Below are 18,287 nucleotides of genomic sequence, written 5' to 3'. Positions count from 1 at the left end.
GGAATCCACAAGACGAGGAGCGAAGCGTATACTTAATACGTGAGCACCGCAGTACTTGTAGGATGACATAGCCAATTTTTGAAGTTCATCGAGTATATCATTCACCCTGGGCCAAGCTATACCCTGCCACACCATCAAACTCAAATAAATTCTCTACTTTGATAAAATCAATATTTGCTTTGACTAAAGCTTCAAGCAATCTTGTTATATCTAAATGTTTTATTTCCGTGCCGTCTTTATTCATAAAACGACAACACCAATGATCGAAAACAGTTTCAAACCTTGTATCACGAGGCCATAATTTTAGCCCTTTTGAAGATATAGTTTTTAGCTCAAAATTACCGATATCAAGCTTATTAATTTTATCTGCTATATCGTGAGCGGAAGATACATTCATATTCACAAATATATCCGTACCAACCAATTTTTTAACTTCTTTGGTATCAATCTTATACTCTATATTATTTTCTTGTTTCTCTGCAATTAATGGATAATCTGCTTTAGGTAGCTTTGTCGGTATCTGTCCTAATCTTTTCGTTACTTCTTCAGCAAATTCTTTTGTACCGACTTTTTTACTAGAATTCTGCTCGTTATATATATCCGCTGTATGAACTCCATCCTCTATAGTTTTCTTCCAAGCATTTTCGATTAAACTAGCAATATCACCCTGCCCTATATGTACTAGCATCATTATAGCAGCATTTAAAAGCCCTGACGGATTAGCAATATCTTTGCCCGCAATATCGGGAGCACTTCCATGTACCGCTTCAAACATCGCATAATGCTGCCCGATATTTGCAGAACCGGCAAGCCCCACAGATCCTGAAATTTCAGCAGCTACGTCGGATATGATATCACCGTATAGATTAGAAGTCACGATAACGTCAAATATTTCCGGTTTGGTAGCAAGCCTTGCAGTCCCGATATCGATAATATAATGCTCATTATTAATCTGCGTATATTCTTTTGCAATCTCATTAAATACTTTATGAAAAATCCCATCGGAAAATTTCATAATATTATCTTTGCTTAAGCACGTGACTTTTTTGCGGTTATTTTTTACTGCATATTCAAAAGCATATCTAATAATTTTTTCACAACCGGTATGACTTATCAACTTCATTGATTCATACATATTATGCGTTTGGCGATATTCTATACCTGCGTATAAATCTTCTTCATTTTCACGTATGATAGTGAGGTTCAAATTTGGATGTAAGGTTCTAGTAAAAGGATGAAACGAAACGGAAGGACGAATATTAGCAAAAAGCTGTAATGTTTTACGAATCGTAACGTTTAAACTTTTATATCCTCCACCTTGCGGGGTAGTAATCGGAGCTTTAAGTATAATGCCGGTGCGTTGTATTGATTCCCAACTTTCTTCACTTATGCCTGAAGTATAATGCTTCTTGTAAAGCTTTTCACCTACTTCAATGGTTTCTAAACGAATACGAGCCTCAGCTTTACGTAATATATAAAGCACTGTCTCCATTATTTCAGGACCTATACCGTCCCCGTATGCAATTGTAATCGGTATTATCATATAAAAATAATCTCATTAAGTAATAGTGTTGCCTGCGTGGATACCTAATCGTCATTGCGATGAGCGAAGCGACGTGGCAATCTCGTCAAATATCCTGAGATTGCTTCGTCAATTACTTCGTAATTTTCCTCGCAATGACGGAAAAACTAAACCATACAACACTATCAATAGTTAATCGTTACTTCTTTTAATCTCTCATTCAACATAAAAGTCACTTCGGAAGTTATATTCAAATTATTTTTGGCATATAAGACTTGAGCACTCGGAATTACCAAATTAAGGTTATATTTCTCGGCAAGTTCACTAATTATTGTAATAGTTGTTTCATGGACTCTACTCATAGCCTCAGCGTGGGCTTGTTCAAGCTTTGTTTTCTTAATCTGAATTTCTTTTCTAACGTGGCTAACTTTTGCATTAAATTCGTTTACTTTATGCTCAAATTCGGTTTCACTTAAATTAGAACGCTCATTTAGCAATTTCTCTTCCAGCGGTTTAAATTCTGCTTCTTTAGCAGCAATATCCTTTTGAATTTTATGATTAAGCTTTTCGATTTTATTACGCAAATCTTTTATAGCAATCGAACCTTCTAATATAGATTGTACATCAGCAACAGCTACTCTAACTTTGAAATTATCTTCTTTAATCGACACATTTTGTGCTTTTGCTATCACTGAGAAATTTATTATAAATATACATAAACATAATATTCGGTATATCATCCTTGATCCTTTTAGATTAAACTGTGCCGGTTGCCTTCGTCATTGCGAGTAGGCATTGTTGCGTAGATGCCACCCCGTCATTGCGAGGAGCGACACGACGCGGCAATCTCAGGAATTTTGCCTGAGATTGCCACGCTCCTTATTAGTCGCTCGCAATGACGAATGTCCTCTATTAATCCAAGAATAAATAACCTCAGATGATTTGTCTATCATTAAAAACTTAATCGTCCCCTAACGTTAGTACCTTATCATTTCCATATGGTGTATGTTCCGAATAATAATCATCAGAAAAAGGGGCAAATGGAATAGTTTCTCTTAAATCTTTTTCGCTAAGAAAAAATTCAGTATCAGTATCTTTAAAATCAACATAAATTTCATGTTGTTCATTAAACTTATATAAAAAATTACAAGCTTGATGAATATGCTCTTTTCCTTTATTCTCAACCAAAACTGCTGTAACTCCATAGTCTTTTGCAGCATCGGTATGCTTTTTATCATCATCCATGAAAAATACGTTTTTTTTATTAGTTACTCCAGTATTATTAATTATTTCTCTTATATATTCTTTTTTAGTACAATTTTGTATTTCTTGAAAATTATTAGAAGGTAAACCTGATTTTATATATATATTTTCTACTATTTCTTTGTCTAATAATTGCTCTAATGCATATTTTACGGCATTGGGATAATCATTAAACGATGCTATAGCTATTTTATGACCGGATGATATGATATTTTTAAAAAGACGTACTAATTGCTCTTCATTTTTCCAACCTAAGTTTTCATTATCTAAAAAATTTTCCATCAGCTCTATAGTGAATTTTTGTTCAAGCCTAGCTATTTCTTTATCACGTTCCTCATATGAGCTAAAAAAGCGATTTTGTATATTACGTGCTATTAAGCCTCCTAACCTCTCCCCTATATAATTATGCGAATGCCTCTTAACTAAAGTGCCGTCAAAATCAAATATAAATAAAGCTGTATTATCGTTCATTAATTTCTCTTATTTTAAAGTTTAAAAATTCTTAGTAATTTTTATTTTGCAGTTAAATTAATTTCTTTTTCAAGAACTTTATTCCAATTTTTGGTATTTTAGTGTATAATACGGAAAACTATTGTAAACTTGTGAGAATTTTTAAAGATGACATCTATTCGTAATATAGCAATTATTGCCCACGTTGATCATGGGAAAACTACGCTTGTCGATAATATGCTTAAACAAAGCGGAACATTTAGAGCTAACCAAGCTGTAGCCGAGCGTGCTATGGACTCTAACGACCTTGAGCGTGAGCGTGGAATAACAATACTAGCCAAATGCACTGCTCTTATGTGGAACGATATCCGTATTAATATCGTTGATACACCTGGACATGCTGATTTTGGCGGTGAAGTAGAACGCATATTAAGCATGGTTGACGGTGTTGTGTTACTTGTCGACGCATCTGAAGGACCAATGCCACAAACAAAATTTGTGCTTTCTAAAGCATTAAATCTCGGCTTAAAACCTATTGTCGTTATTAATAAAATAGATAGAGATGACCAAAGAATTAAGGAAGTGATAGACGAAGTATTCGAGCTATTTGTAGCATTAGAGGCTAATAACGATCAGCTTGATTTCCCTATAGTTTACGCATCAGGTAGAGCAGGAAGAGCATCTTTAACATTTGATGATAAAATTAATCCTTTAGACAATTTAGCAGATGATTTAGCACCGCTTTTCGACCTTATAGTACAGCATGTACCAAAACCCGCAGCTGACGATAAAGCACCATTTTCTATGCTTGTTACTACTAGAGAATATAATTCTTTCTTCGGTAGAGTTTTAACTGGTCGTGTACAAAGCGGCACTGTTAAAATCAATCAAAACGTAAAAGTATTAAATCGTGAGAATAAAGTACTTGAAACCGGACGTATCACTAAAATATTAGCATTTAGAGGTTTAGAGAGAATCGCTATAGATGAGGCTACAGCCGGCGATATTATTGCCGTAGCAGGGGTTGAAAATGCCAACGTTGCCGATACTATTTGCTCGCCTGAAGTAACCGAGGCTGTACCGTCTCTACCAATCGACCCACCAACTTTATCTATGACTTTTAGCGTTAATGACTCACCGCTTGCAGGAAGCGAAGGGACAAAGGTTACATCGAGCTTGATCGGAGCTAGATTAATGCGTGAACTTGAGAGTAACGTCGCACTAAAAGTTACCGAAGCAGCTGAAAAAAATGCTTTCCAAGTTGCAGGACGAGGAGAATTACAGCTTGGTATCTTAATTGAAACTATGCGTCGTGAAGGGTTTGAGTTATCTATTAGCAGACCGGAAGTATTATTCCAAACCGATGAGAAAGGCAATAAGCAAGAACCGATGGAAGAAATTCAGGTTGACGTTGATGATGATTATGTGGGAGTGGTCGTAAAATCTTTAGCACTTAGAAAAGCTGAAATGACTGATATGAGACCGTCAGGCGGAGGCAAAAGCCGTGTTACGTTTATCGGACCGTCCAGAGGGCTAATAGGTTACCATAGCCAATTTTTAACCGAAACACGAGGTACAGGAATTATGAACCGTATTTTCCACGGATATGCCGATTATAAAGGAGCTATCGAGGGAAGACGCAATGGCGTACTTATCTCTAACGGTGACGGGGCAGCAGTTGCATATGCTCTATGGAATCTAGAAGAACGGGGTAAAATGTTTATAAACCCTAGCGATAAAGTATATAGAGGTATGATTATCGGCGAACATAATCGTGATAATGATTTAGAGGTAAATCCGCTAAAAGCAAAGCAACTAAGTAACGTTAGAGCATCAGGTAAAGACGAAGCTATAAGGCTAACCCCTCCGATGCTTTTAACTCTAGAGCAAGCAATTAGCTATATCGAGAATGATGAAAGAGTTGAAGTAACACCGAAATCTATACGTTTGCGTAAAGCTATGCTTGACCCTAACGACCGTAAAAGAGCTGCGAAGTAGAAAAGTATTATTGCATGGATCGATCTCACCTCTGTCATCCCGTGATTTATTCACGGGATCCAGTTAAAAATACTAATATTATTAGTATTTTTAGTTGTTTTACTGGATACCGTGAACAAGCCACGGTATGACACCCAGCAGGTTTTCCGAGCTATGCAACAGCGCTGCAATTTCCGGGCTTGTTGCATGGCTCGAAAAACCTATTCGATGTCATTCCCGCGTAGGCGGGAATCCAGAAAAATAACTTAAATATTGATATAGAAGTTACATATTTGCTAAAATAAACCTAAAAAAACTTGTTTTTTTAGGTTTTACTAGATTCCCGCCTACGCGGAAATGACATAAAACGAGCCATGCAACAACGCTTATCACATTTGATAAAGCAGCAAGTCAATTAACAATGTTTAGATTTTGTTTATAATACAATATTGCCTAAAATAAAGATCCAGTAAGTTTATAAATTATGAATTTAAAATTAGACTTCTTGCATAACTTAGCTAATAAAGAAGACACGGAAGCACTTGCCACCGCAGCGTACACACTAGTACGTGAGGATGCGAGTCTAGGCTCGACGTATAAATTATCTTTAGAAGCAAGTTATGCAAGAAGTCTACTATATTTTATATTTCTTTTATGTATATTGCTGACGAGCTGTACTTCATCGCATCAGCAACTATATAAAAAGAAGCCGGGGTTTTATTCCTATATTATAGGTGATGTACAAAGTGATTATATTTATAAAGAGTACGCATCTAAAGTGTATGCTACACCTGCTAGCTGCCAAAAAGTTATAACCTCGCTTGTGGCATTAAAAACTCTTGGTCCTGAATATAGATATAAAACTGAATTATTAATTAATAAAAAAGACCGTATTATTCATGATGTAATTATTAAATTTTCCGGAAATCCTGTTTTAACTTCTAGTCAATTAATAGATTTATTAAAGCCGCTTCATAATTCAAAGATCAAAGAATATGTTATTTTAGATAATTCAATTTTTAAAGTACCGCCATATTCGCCTAATCTTATGATAGATGATATAGGTAGAAATTATTCCCCTCCCGTCTCTTCTATAAATATAGATAAAAATCTTATTTCAGTAAAAGTAGAACCAACAAAACTAGGTGAGTTTGCTAAAATATCTACAGACCTAGAATATAATACCCACTCTAATGTAATAACAAATAATCAGCCTTCTTCTATTTCGTTATCATGGAATGGTAATATTATTAATGCTACAGGCAATATTAATGAAAAAGATAGTTATATAGAGCTAAAACTTGCTCCTAAAGATCATGATAAATATGTAATAAAAAAGATACAAAAAGTGATGAAAGCACTTAATATCCGAGCTAAGGTAAAAACTATTCAAAATACAAGTAACATACTTAGCAAATTTAAGTCAATAAACCAAATCGAATCACCACCGCTTAAAGAAATAATAAAACCGGCTATGAAAATTTCTGATAATTTAGTATTTGATAGTATATATTTGACGGTGATTACCTATAATTCAAATCAAGAGATTACAGACTGGGCTAAAGGAGATGTTATTATTAAACAATTAATTAAACAATATTTCGGGATTGATGCCAAAGATTCTTTATTTATAGACGGTTCCGGGCTTTCTAGATATAATCGTGTTCAGCCTATAATTCTTTTTTCATTATTAAAACAAGGCTATACAATTCCTGAATTTGTGGCTTCCTTACCAAAAGCCGGAGAAGAGAGTTCTACTCTTAAAAATCGCTCTAAACTTTCAAAGAATATTATTGCAAAGACAGGAAATATATTGGGAATAAGTTGTCTATGTGGATATAATTTGGAACAACCATACCATAAAAAAGCCTTTGTTTTAATGGTTAATAGTTTCGCTCTCCCAAATCAAGAATTATATGAAATTATAGATAATTTTATTAACAAACAAGTAGCCAGAAAATAGTAGCATTGTTGCAAGGATTCGATGTCATTCTCGTAAGGCACTGCCTAAGGGGATATACCAAATCGTCATTGCGAGCGACTGTAAGGAGCGTGGCAATCCCGTCAAATATCCTGAGATTGCTTCATCAATTACTTTGTAATTTCCTCGCAATGACGAAAAGACTGGGTTATACAATAAAAAACTATAACCTAAATACTATAATAACAGACTTTTTTTATCGCTTCTATTACATCATTTTCGCTCGGCAGGGCTAGTTTTTCTAAATTAACGGCATAAGGAAGCGGGACATCTTTACCGCTGACAATCTCTATCGGTGCATCTAAATAATCAAAGGCTTCTTTCATAACTATAGAGGCTATACTTGCTCCAACGCCAGCAAAAAACCAACCTTCTTCCACCACAACTAAACGATTAGTTTTTTTCACCGATTCTATTATTGTCTCAGTATCAAGAGGCTTAATAGTACGCAGGTCAATAACCTCGCAATCAATATTATCGTTCTGTAAAATATTTGCAGCATCTAGGGCGAGTTTTACTTGAATCGAGAAAGTTACTATAGTGACACTGCTACCTTCTCTTAAAATTTTTGCCTGACCAAACGGTATAGGCTCGATTGTTTCCGGTACGTCAAAACTATGACCGTATAAAATCTCATTTTCCAAAAAAATAACCGGATTATCGTCCCTAATAGCCGTGAGCATAAGCCCCTTATGATCTTCAGCGCTATAAGGAGCTACTACTTTTAACCCCGGGATATGAGAATAACAAGCTGTATAATTTTGGCTATGTTGTGCTGCTACTCTACTTGCTGCTCCGTTTGGTCCTCTAAATACTATCGGACATTTGACCTGCCCACCTGACATGTAATGCGTTTTTGCAGCTGAATTAACTATATGATCGAACGCTTGCATAGCAAAGTTAAAGGTCATAAACTCAATGATCGGACGAAGCCCTGCAAAAGCTGCTCCAACTGCAAGCCCTGCAAAACCATATTCCGTTATCGGAGTGTCAATTACTCTCTTAGGACCAAACTGCTCAAGCAGCCCTTGAGTTACCTTGTAAGCACCTTGATATTCTGCAACTTCCTCACCCATGACAAAAACTTTGTCGTCTCTTATCATCTCTTCTTGCATCGCATCACGCAATGCTTCACGTACCGTTATTTGCATTTTTCTTTTTATTTGGTTAAATTAAACGTCATTGCGAGCGGATTTGCCTACAATCGTCATTGCGAGCGACTGAAAGGAGCGTGGCAATCTCGTCAAGTATCCTGAGATTGCGTACGTACAATTACTTCGTAATTTCCTCGCAATGACAATTTGCCATCCACACAGGGATGACATATAAATACTAAACGTATATATTCGTATACAACTCCCCCTCATCAGGCAGTGGTGAGTTTTCTGAAAATTCTACTGCTTCTTTCACAATTTCTTTTACCGATTGTTCTATTTCTTTTAAATCTGCTTCGGTTGCATATTTATTGTCGAGTATCGTTTTTCTTATTATCACTAGTGGGTCACGCTCTTTATATTGCTCAACTTCTTCTTTACTGCGATATTTTGCCGGATCGGACATAGAATGCCCACGATAACGATAAGTTTTTACCTCCAATATTAACGGAAAGCTATTTTCTCTAACATACTCGGCTGCTTGTTTAGCTCCATTATACATTTCTTCAAAATCCATACCGTCTAGCTGGAATCCTTTAATCCCAAACGATTCCCCTTTCTTATATAAATCACGCATAAAGGTAGAACGTGCTACAGACGTCCCCATCGAATATTCGTTATTTTCAATAATATAAACTACAGGTAAACTCCATAAAGCAGCCATATTAAAGGCTTCATATACTTGACCTTGATTAACCGCACCATCACCTAAAAAAGTAAAACAAATATTATTCGTACCATTATATTTCTCAGCAAAAGCAAGCCCTGTGCCTATAGGTACTTGAGCTCCGACTATACCGTGTCCACCGTAAAATTTGTTCGGTACGTCAAATAAATGCATAGAACCACCCTTACCTTTTGAGCAGCCTGTAGCTCGCCCCATAAGCTCAGCAAGAACATATTTAGGCTCTGTTCCGGCTAAAATAATATGAGCATGGTCACGATAGCTAGTAATTGTACTATCTCCTTTTTGTTTAACCATATCTACCGCAGAAATTACTGCTTCTTGTCCTATATATAAATGACAAAAACCGCCTATTTCTCCCATACCGTATAACTGCCCGCATTTCTCTTCAAAACGACGCAGTAGGAGCATATCTTTAAAGCTTTTTATATATTCTTCTTTTGTCGGCTTATATTTTCTTGAACTTATATCCACTAATTACTCCTTAAGGTTAGTGTCACCCCGTAGCTTGCCGGCTTTGTTGCATGGCTCGGTTTTTTTGTTGTCATCCCGTGATTTATTCACGGGATCCAGTTAAAAATACTAATAATATTAGTATTTTTAGTTGTTTTACTGGATACCGTGGACAAGCCACAGTATGACACTCAGCAGGTTTTCCGAGCCATGCAACAACGCCTAGCTTGCCACGGTGTGACATTTAATATTACTGGTCCCGCCTACACGGGAATGACATTGAGAGTCACAAAATACGGTACATGATCTGAAGGCGAAAGCCAATCACGTGCTTCTGATAGCAAATTTATAGAAAATAACGCTTCTTTTAAATTATTGCTAACCCAAATATGATCAAGCCTTCTCCCTCTGTTAGATTTTTTCCAATCTATATTTCTATAGCTCCACCAAGTATAGAATTTTTCGTCAAATGGGACAAAATGTCTACTGCTGTCAATAAAACCTAACGAGTTTTGTAGCTCTACCAATAACGAGCGTTCAATATCGGTATGGCTGATAACATTTCGTAGCTGCTTACTAGACCATACATCATGTTCTAGCGGTGCGATATTCAAGTCCCCGACTATAATCATCTTATCATTTTTAGTGCGGTTAGCGGTCAACCATTTCTGCATTAATCTTACATATTCGAGCTTATGCTTAAATTTTAAGTTTACCTCTATATCAGGTATATCACCACCGGCAGGAACATAAAAATTATGTATTTCTATATCATTAACTATAGCTGCTATATGCCTTTTATCACTATTATATAACTCCAATGAAAAAACATTATTCAAAGGAAATTTTGAAATAATAGCAACACCGTTATATGATTTCTGCCCTGAATATATTACATGTTCATAGCCTATATTTTTAATAACTTCAAGAGGAAATAGCGAATCATCTACTTTTGTTTCTTGAAGTAAAATAATATCCGGTTGATGCTCATGTGCTAATTTTCTTAATAAATCGATCCGCAGACGCAATGAATTAATATTCCAAGTAACTATCTTCATTAGACTTGTTGTATAACCTCCTTCTAAAGGTAATTTGTATGTCAATCCGGTACTCGCATCCTCACGTACTAAATGTACGCGGCAGTGCTGCGTTCCGTGTTTCTTTCAAATTTCTCTTTATAAGATAGGTTATACAACAAGTCTATTTAATTCTTTATAGCTGCCCCTATTATTGCATCCCTGAAATAAACTATTCCAAGTTGATTTAAAGGATCTTTCATATCGATTTTATCTTTTTCTTCTTCAGGAATTTTAATCATAGTATTGCTGAGTATAGCAAAATAAAGATTATCAGGCAAAACATATCCTGCTTCGCTTTGTATTCCAAGGGCTTTTCCGGTATAATGAATCATTAAATGCTTAGAATCAAGATCCGTAAGGAAAATACCGTAACCCATATAAGACTTACGCCCTTCTATATCTTTTGCTAAAAAATATTTAGTAGTCATAAGTTTATACGACTTCTTAGAAAGAATTTTTCCCTCATTTAATGCCCTATACCATTTAATAAGATCAACCGGTATTGATATTATACCGCCGTCAGCACAAGGAACTGCTAAAAAATCAGCAGTTACAGGAGTAAATATAGGTTTATTACTATTATTAGGCGTTAAAAAATATCTTACCGGATAATTAGAACTAATAACGTTCTTTTGGATTCTAGCGGCTTCACTATATGAAGCAAAGCTAGTAGATTTCATATTAAGAGGTTTAAAAAATTCATCATAAAAAAAGTTAGCTAAATCTTTTTTAGCCACCTTTTCGATAATCATACCGAGTATAACAAAATTAGTATTACTATATTTAAATTTTTTCCCTATAGATATTTCTAAAGGTTTAGAAGAAACAAATTGTAATATTTTCTTGTGAATCTCTTTCTTAGGCATATTTAAATCAAGTTTAACAAAACTAAAATATTCAGCAATACCGCTACTATGCGTTAATAAATTATGGATAGATATTTTATACGCCCAATCCGGTACTTTTCCACCCCACATTTCCGGATCAAGATATTTATAGATTTTATCGTTAATATTTAATAATTCCTGTTCTTGTAATTTTAAAATTCCTGCTGCTGTAAAAGGCTTTGTAGCAGAAGCAATAGGCATCATTTCATTTGCTTTTAATTGCTCACCGTTTAAAGCAAAGATTCCTTTAGCACCGGTTAATAAAGGTTTATAATCATCGGCAAACATAAAAACGGCATTTAAAAATCTATTACTTATATATTCTTTTTCTGCTTCATTGATTCTTTGCTGTATATCTGCAAAACAATCAATACTATTAGTAATTAAAAAAAGCAGCAATAAAAAATATCTACGAATCATAACTTCAACACTCCACAAACTTATCAGTAGACATCTTACATAACTTGCTTCTAAAGGTAATTTGTACGTCGATCCGTTACTCGCATCCTCACGTACTAAAGTGTACGCTGCGGTGGCAAGTGCTTCCGTGTCTCCTCCAAATTCCTCTTTATTAGCGAACGTTTGTAAGACGTCTAGTAAAATAAAACGGTAACTCTGCTTCTAAACTAATCTCCTTACCAAAAATCTTTTCAGATAAACATATATTATTAGCATGCAAGAACATATATTTACTATACGGCATTATTTCTTTATTACCATATTTATCATCTCCAAGTATTGGGCAACCTAATAATTTAGCATGCAACCTTAATTGATGCATTCTACCTGTAACCGGTGTAAATTCAATTAAAAATAAGTTATTATCAAGTGATTTAAGTAATTTATAATAAGTAATGGCAAGTTTACCATTTTCATTATCAATATCAGTAATTTTAGGTGTACTTCCCTTACTCTTCTCTATATTACTTCTAACTTCTCCTACATTTTTAATTGGCTTTCCATAGGTTACAGCAAAATATGTTTTTACAACCAATTTTTCTTTAAAAGCATCATGAAGTTTTACACTACTTAAATAATTTTTGGCTATTAAGAGCAAACCGCTTGTTTCTTTATCTAACCTATGTACTAGCTTAAAATCAGCACCTTTATAATTCAAATATTTTAATGCAGAGTCAATAGATAAATTTATTTTACTGCCACCTTGAGTAGCAAGACCTGCAGGTTTATTTATAGCTATTAAATTATCATCTTCATATATCAGATAATCGGTAGTAATTTTCTTCGCTAGCTTAATTTCAGCATCGGTAAAAACTAATTTTTTGGGTTGCTTAACAGGTAAATTAAACTTATCGTTAATAAAAATTTTATCGCCGCCCTTTACTCTTAAACTCGCTTCTGCTTTCTGAGAATTAACGGTAATTTGTTTTTGACGTAATGCTTTCTCTATTACTCCTTGAGTCAATAATGGATATAGACGTTTTAAATATTTATCTAATCTAGAAGAAATAGGAGTATTGACATCGATAATCATTTAGAACTTTTTATTGTGTTGTTGCGTGGCTCAAAAAACCCGTTCGGTGTCATACCGTGGCTTGTCCACGGTATCCAAAAAAACAACTAAAAATACTAATAATATTAGTATTTTTAACTGGATCCCGTGAATAAATCACGGGATGACAAAGGTGGGACCGAGCCATGCAACAATACCGACTTGACCACGGTATGACATTTTAACTACTTTTTATTAAAAAATAGCACCAAATTATTATAGATAAAAGGATTATAGCAAAAAGCTGATGTATAGAGGCAATTATTATAGGTACAGAGTATAAAAGAGTAATTATTCCGGTAGATATCTGCATCAATAATGCAATCATTAGAAAATACGCTATCTTATTTAATTTCGGATGTTCTATTTTTAACAAGCAAATTACCAAAACCACAACAACTAAAAATACGCTATAGCCGCCTAAACGATGTATGAATTGTATAAAAACCGGATCATGCAAATTCGCAAGATTAAAGAAATTATCTTTTATCTCCATCGGGATAAAACTATCACCCATTAATGGAAAACTATTATATATCAGACCTGCATCAAGCCCTGCAACCATCGCCCCTAAAAAAATTTGTACATATATTACAGTAATAGCAATACCGAAAAATATTAATGGTAATTTTAAATCTGTTTGTGACGGTATTAACAAAATATCACAACGATTTTTTATTAATTGATAAAAAAGTATGTGATAAATAATTACGGCAATAATTAAATGAAAAGCAAGTCGAAAATGACCAACAGACGGGCTATTCAACAAACCACTTTTAACCATATACCACCCCATAAAACCTTGTACGCAAAATAATAGCAAAGCAACTATATAAGGTAGTATGTCACGATTTTTTATAACATCTTTAAAATAAAAATATATTAAAGGTACAATATATATTAAAGCTGTAATTCTACCGAGTAACCGATGTATAAACTCTAACAGATAAATAAACTTAAACTGTGCTAAAGTCATTCCATAATTAACGGAGTTATATTCAGGAAAAGCTTTATATTTAGCAAATTCCGCTTGCCAGCTTTCAAAACTAAAAGGCGGCAAAATACCGGTTACCGGACGCCACTCAACTATAGATAAACCAGAACCTGTAAGCCTTGTTACCCCCCCTATAACAATCATCGCTATGACCATTATACAACTTATATACAACCATTTTGTAATTAAACTTTTCTGCACTTTTATTTTAAGTTTATGTTTTTATTTTGTCGCATTGTTAGCGGGCATTGCTGCGTGGCTCAAGAAAAGTGTTCAATGTCATTCCTGCGAAAGCAGGAATCCACCATAAAGCGAGATATATCGAGCTTTTAAAAATCTTTAAAGTAGTATGGATTCCTGCTTTCGCAGGAATGACATAGGTATCCACGCAGAAATGACATATTAATCAAGACTCTACATTCTTTTCCGTATCTTCAGCGGTATTAGCAGGACGTTTCTTATTTGACTTCTTATTACGATATCTACGTTTTGTCTTTTTTGGAACAGCTGGTGCTTCTTCTAAGCCGGTATTACTTTCTACAACTTTCACCTCTTCCACAACGCTTACGGTTTGCTCTATCAGTTCTTTTGCTTCTAAACTCTTATCTTTTACTTCATTAGCAATATTATTACTATTATTAGCTGTTTTCCATTTATGTTTATTTTTGCGTAACTGTTCTTTTTTCGGTTCTTCTTCAGTATAATCGGCACTATGATTCTGAATTACCGGCTTAACAGGATTAACATTATTATTATTTTTCTTCAACAGCTTCACTTTTTCAATCGAATAACTATCCGATGTAGCATTAGGATCGGAATAAAAATTAAGCTTTATATTATATTTTTCTTCAATAAATTTTATCTCAGCACGTTTATTATTAAGTAGATAAATAACTGAAACGATATTGGTAAAAACATTTATTATATCAATTCTTTCTTCAAAAATTTCATTCTCTATAGTACGTAAAATTAACATAGCATTAGCGTCACTCGCTCTAATGACTCCTTTACCGTTGCAATGAGAACAAATTGCTGAATTAGTTTCTAAGAAAGAAGAACGTAATCTCTGCCTTGAAAATTCAAGTAGTCCAAACTGACTAATATTACCGGTTTGTATACGAGCACGGTCACGACTTAAAAACTCTTTAAAGGATCGTTCAATAATTTTACGATTCTTAGCTTCGCTCATGTCTATAAAATCAACAACTATCAAACCTGATAGATCTCTAAGCTTTACTTGCTTTGCTATTTCTTTTGCTGCTTCTAAATTAGTTTTTAGTGCCGTTTCTTCAATATTTTTTTCAGAAGTTGATTTACCGGAATTTACATCAATTGAAATAAGAGCTTCCGTAGGATTAATAACGATATATCCTCCTGAAGGTAGTGTCACGACAGGCTGATATAATTTAACTAATTGCTCTTCTACTTGAAACTTAGTAAATATAGGAGTTTTATTTTTATGTTCTTTAAGTTTTGAAAGCTCTGAAGGTAATAAATCCTGCATAAATTTTGAAGCGTCTTCATAAGCCTCTTGTCCTTGAATTACCACCTCTTTAACATTGTGATCGCACATATCACGTATGGTTTTACGTATTATACTATCTTCTTCATGAATAAAACACGGAGCCGGAAATTTAATAGTACTTTTACGAATTTTATTCCATAACCTTGCTAAATAATTATAGTCTTTCTTCAAATCTAAGGTGCTACTTCCTCTACCTGCGGTTCTAACAATGACGCTGTAAGCATTTTTGTCACCGCTTACTATTTTATTTAAAATATCTTTCAGTCTTTTTCTTTCTTCTCCGTTTGATATTTTACGTGATATGCCGTTTTGCGAACCTTTATTAGGCATTAAAACACAATATTTACCAGCCAAGGATATATAAGTAGTAAAAGCGGCACATTTATTTCCTCGTTCTTCCTTAGTAACCTGTACTAATAATATTTGGTTTTTTCTTATTACGTCCTGAACTTTATATTGTTTATATTGCGGAACGTTCTGCTCAACACCGCTTTGAATAATTTCAATATCGTCAGCCGCTTCTAAATTAAGTTCTGACTGGAATTTACTCTCTACTAAATCTTCTATGGTTTTTAGGTCAATTTCTTCACTATCAACCAAAGAATCATATATAGCAGCCGGTTTCTCTTTGTCATCCTCAACCGTAATATTTGAAAGAGCTATTTCAGGAAAAGCATTAACCGGAAAATTTCTCTCTGAGGCAGGCAAATTGTAATAGTTAGGATGGATTTCACTAAACGGTAAAAATCCACTTTTATCCATTCCGTACTCTATAAAAACAGCTTGTAGGGACGGCTCTATTCTTGTAACTTTTGCTAAATAAATATTACCTTTATTTTGTTGTCTTACAGTTGTTTGAAATTCAATATCTTCTATATTGTTGCTTTGTCCTAATAAAACTACTCTTGTTTCGCTTGGAAAATTAGCATCAATTATAATCTTTTTATTCATTTATCTTGCTCACTAACTTGAAGAACAAATAATTAATATAATGCTTGTATCTTAAGAAAAATCATTGTTTATCTTGTATTAATTTATTTAAATAGATAATTTATCTATGATTAAAGAGCAAAAATGAAATTCTAGATAAACTTAAAATAACACTTCTTTAAAATACTAAAAAATATATTATTATTTTTCTTACATTAAAATATTTTCATATTATTTAATTCATTAATTTTTTTAAAATTAAACAATAATTATATACAAATTATAAATAAGACTACCATACTTGATTAAAAGCTGATAATCTAATAACTATCCATATATACTTAAATAATGGAATTACGAATCTCTTTAATTTTTAAGATAATAATCTTAATCATTATAATTATGAGTTATATACCATGTATTTATGTTTAGCAAACACTTAATTTATGACTTTAAAAAACGATTATAAAACTATTTTTTTCTCGCTTTTGGGAATATTTATTTTTTCCTGTATCAATGCTATAAATTTTTATAATTTTAAAATCTTTTTACTGATAAATAAAAATCTAGGCGGAGAACAAATAAATCATATAAATCAAACTAAATTTATAGGTTCGATAATCGCAGGCTTTGCCTTAACACAGTTAATTAATAGGTTAAGTAATAAAAAAATTATTTTAATTAGCTTATCTTTATTAATTATTTGTACAATAAACCTAATTTTATTAAATAATTATACTCTAATTAAAATTAATTTTATTTTAATTAATTTTGGAACATTTTCATATTTCACTTCTATAACATTAGACATTATTGAGAGTAGCAAAAAAAAGAAATATTTTTTTTTAGCTTGTATAATGTTGTTATGGGCGGGTGGAAACTTAATGGTAGATTTATTAAATCCATTTATAAAACCGACAAATAATACTATAGTAATTTGTGCATTGTTATATTGTATCAATATACTAACCGAATTTCTGCATTATAATCCTACATCTCATAAATTAAATCTAAATTCAAAATTCTCATCCTTAATAAAAAATATCGAATTACAATTATTGACAGGCTTCGTAGTTGCCTATGTCACCTTGGATATATTATGGTATTATGAAGCTTTTGCATTAAAGAAAGAATTAGCATTAATTAATTTAAGACTTATACTAAAATATATTTTCCTAGCAATATGTTTTTCTATAATTCCTATATGCTACATATTAAGCAAAGTAAATAAATATTTGGCTAATTTATCACTAACTATAATTCTGCTCGTCTGCTTTATTTTACTACCGCTTCATGGAACTAGTAAAAACCTTAATATATTATATATAATACTAATCGGTAGTTGTTTAGGATCCATTTATATTTGCAATATTTTAATACTAATTGATAAATTTAGAGATTACGAACTCAGAACCGCTTTGTTTTCATATTTTTCAATGTGCAGCATCGGTATTGCCGGAGCTTTATCATCTCATGTACCTTACGGCACTATTAACGGCAGCGATTTCTTATTTTCCGTTTTTGCCGTAGTCGGTAGTTTTGTAGCTTATCATTTTTGGTATTTTATTAAGTATAAATTATATAGATTCTAATTATACTCGCCCCACTTGAAAAATTGGCTACGTCGTTCTACAAGAGCTTTGGTTCTCACGTATTAAGTATACGCAGCACACCTCGCCTTGTGGACTCCTTGCTCTTTTCCAAGTTGAACTTCGTATAACAACCCTTCATTTCATAGGAATATATACTTCCTGCATAACTTGCTTCTAAGGGTATTTGTACGTCGATTATATACTACATAGACGAAGATCAATTTCAAAAAGAGCAAGGAGTCCACAAGGCGAGGTGTGCTGCGTATACTTAATACGTGAGAACCA

At 33.4% G+C, this 18,287-nt stretch carries 11 protein-coding genes and 3 pseudogenes; 3 read left to right on the top strand and 11 right to left on the bottom strand.

Annotated elements, in window-relative coordinates; translation table 11 throughout:
• Positions 1–97: 97 nt before the first annotated feature.
• The 3 genes and pseudogenes from H6P87_RS01830 to H6P87_RS07255 all read right to left on the bottom strand — a co-directional run.
• Complete coding sequence (locus tag H6P87_RS01830) at positions 98–1,543, bottom strand: NADP-dependent isocitrate dehydrogenase (RefSeq protein WP_202069802.1); 1,446 nt, start codon at positions 1,541–1,543, stop codon at positions 98–100.
• Between the two features lie 164 nt (positions 1,544–1,707).
• Positions 1,708–2,262 carry an OmpH family outer membrane protein gene (locus tag H6P87_RS01825; protein ID WP_202069801.1) on the bottom strand — a complete coding sequence of 185 codons (555 nt, stop codon included), beginning with the start codon at positions 2,260–2,262 and terminating at the stop codon, positions 1,708–1,710.
• 766 nt (positions 2,263–3,028) lie between these two features.
• Positions 3,029–3,256: pseudogene (locus H6P87_RS07255) on the bottom strand (HAD family hydrolase); the annotation flags it as partial.
• A gap of 147 nt (positions 3,257–3,403) precedes the next feature.
• Here H6P87_RS07255 and typA point away from each other — a divergent pair.
• Complete coding sequence (gene typA, locus H6P87_RS01815) at positions 3,404–5,233, top strand: translational GTPase TypA (protein ID WP_202069799.1); 1,830 nt, start codon at positions 3,404–3,406, stop codon at positions 5,231–5,233.
• A gap of 463 nt (positions 5,234–5,696) precedes the next feature.
• A pseudogene (gene dacB, locus H6P87_RS01805) lies at positions 5,697–7,061 on the top strand (D-alanyl-D-alanine carboxypeptidase/D-alanyl-D-alanine endopeptidase); the annotation flags it as partial.
• 302 nt (positions 7,062–7,363) lie between these two features.
• Here the strand turns inward: dacB and H6P87_RS01800 are convergent.
• The 8 genes and pseudogenes from H6P87_RS01800 to H6P87_RS01760 form a co-directional block, all read right to left on the bottom strand.
• Positions 7,364–8,344, bottom strand: a complete 981-nt coding sequence (locus H6P87_RS01800) for a pyruvate dehydrogenase complex E1 component subunit beta (protein WP_202069797.1) — start codon at positions 8,342–8,344, stop codon at positions 7,364–7,366.
• 181 nt (positions 8,345–8,525) lie between these two features.
• Positions 8,526–9,506 (bottom strand): pyruvate dehydrogenase (acetyl-transferring) E1 component subunit alpha, encoded by a 981-nt coding sequence (pdhA, locus tag H6P87_RS01795; RefSeq protein WP_202069796.1) that lies wholly within the window; start codon positions 9,504–9,506, stop codon positions 8,526–8,528.
• Positions 9,507–9,748: 242 nt separating this feature from the next.
• Positions 9,749–10,543 carry an exodeoxyribonuclease III gene (gene xth, locus H6P87_RS01790; protein WP_246438094.1) on the bottom strand — a complete coding sequence of 265 codons (795 nt, stop codon included), beginning with the start codon at positions 10,541–10,543 and terminating at the stop codon, positions 9,749–9,751.
• A 12-nt stretch (positions 10,544–10,555) separates the two neighbouring features.
• Positions 10,556–10,689 (bottom strand): annotated as a pseudogene (locus H6P87_RS07470) (palindromic element RPE1 domain-containing protein); the annotation flags it as partial.
• Positions 10,690–11,871: a serine hydrolase domain-containing protein gene (locus H6P87_RS01780; protein WP_202069795.1), complete on the bottom strand. Its 1,182-nt coding sequence runs from the start codon at positions 11,869–11,871 to the stop codon at positions 10,690–10,692. It lies immediately after the preceding pseudogene.
• A gap of 151 nt (positions 11,872–12,022) precedes the next feature.
• A complete protein-coding gene (locus H6P87_RS01775; RefSeq protein WP_202069794.1) occupies positions 12,023–12,943 on the bottom strand; it encodes an RluA family pseudouridine synthase in 921 nt (306 codons plus the stop codon).
• A gap of 199 nt (positions 12,944–13,142) precedes the next feature.
• Positions 13,143–14,156 (bottom strand): COX15/CtaA family protein, encoded by a 1,014-nt coding sequence (locus tag H6P87_RS01765; protein ID WP_202069793.1) that lies wholly within the window; start codon positions 14,154–14,156, stop codon positions 13,143–13,145.
• 205 nt (positions 14,157–14,361) lie between these two features.
• Entirely contained in the window at positions 14,362–16,431 is a 2,070-nt protein-coding gene (locus H6P87_RS01760) for an Rne/Rng family ribonuclease (protein ID WP_202069792.1), read from the bottom strand.
• Positions 16,432–16,856: 425 nt separating this feature from the next.
• On the opposite strand from H6P87_RS01760, the gene H6P87_RS01755 reads away from it, so the two are divergent.
• Positions 16,857–18,002, top strand: a complete 1,146-nt coding sequence (locus H6P87_RS01755; protein ID WP_202069791.1) for an MFS transporter — start codon at positions 16,857–16,859, stop codon at positions 18,000–18,002.
• The last annotated feature ends 285 nt before the right edge of the window (positions 18,003–18,287 follow it).

The organism is Rickettsia tillamookensis (genome assembly GCF_016743795.2).
Taxonomy (GTDB): Bacteria; Pseudomonadota; Alphaproteobacteria; order Rickettsiales; family Rickettsiaceae; genus Rickettsia; species Rickettsia tillamookensis.
This window is presented reverse-complemented; position numbering and strand designations above follow the sequence as displayed.

What these genes read in the sequence shown, in the direction of transcription:
- H6P87_RS01830 (WP_202069802.1), bottom strand. Translation starts at nt 1,543, where the DNA reads ATGATAATACCGATTACAATTGCATACGGGGACGGTATAGGTCCTGAA.
- H6P87_RS01825 (WP_202069801.1), bottom strand. Translation starts at nt 2,262, where the DNA reads ATGATATACCGAATATTATGTTTATGTATATTTATAATAAATTTCTCA.
- typA (WP_202069799.1), top strand. Translation starts at nt 3,404, where the DNA reads ATGACATCTATTCGTAATATAGCAATTATTGCCCACGTTGATCATGGG.
- H6P87_RS01800 (WP_202069797.1), bottom strand. Translation starts at nt 8,344, where the DNA reads ATGCAAATAACGGTACGTGAAGCATTGCGTGATGCGATGCAAGAAGAG.
- xth (WP_246438094.1), bottom strand. Translation starts at nt 10,543, where the DNA reads ATGAAGATAGTTACTTGGAATATTAATTCATTGCGTCTGCGGATCGAT.
- H6P87_RS01780 (WP_202069795.1), bottom strand. Translation starts at nt 11,871, where the DNA reads ATGATTCGTAGATATTTTTTATTGCTGCTTTTTTTAATTACTAATAGT.
- H6P87_RS01775 (WP_202069794.1), bottom strand. Translation starts at nt 12,943, where the DNA reads ATGATTATCGATGTCAATACTCCTATTTCTTCTAGATTAGATAAATAT.
- H6P87_RS01760 (WP_202069792.1), bottom strand. Translation starts at nt 16,431, where the DNA reads ATGAATAAAAAGATTATAATTGATGCTAATTTTCCAAGCGAAACAAGA.
- H6P87_RS01755 (WP_202069791.1), top strand. Translation starts at nt 16,857, where the DNA reads ATGACTTTAAAAAACGATTATAAAACTATTTTTTTCTCGCTTTTGGGA.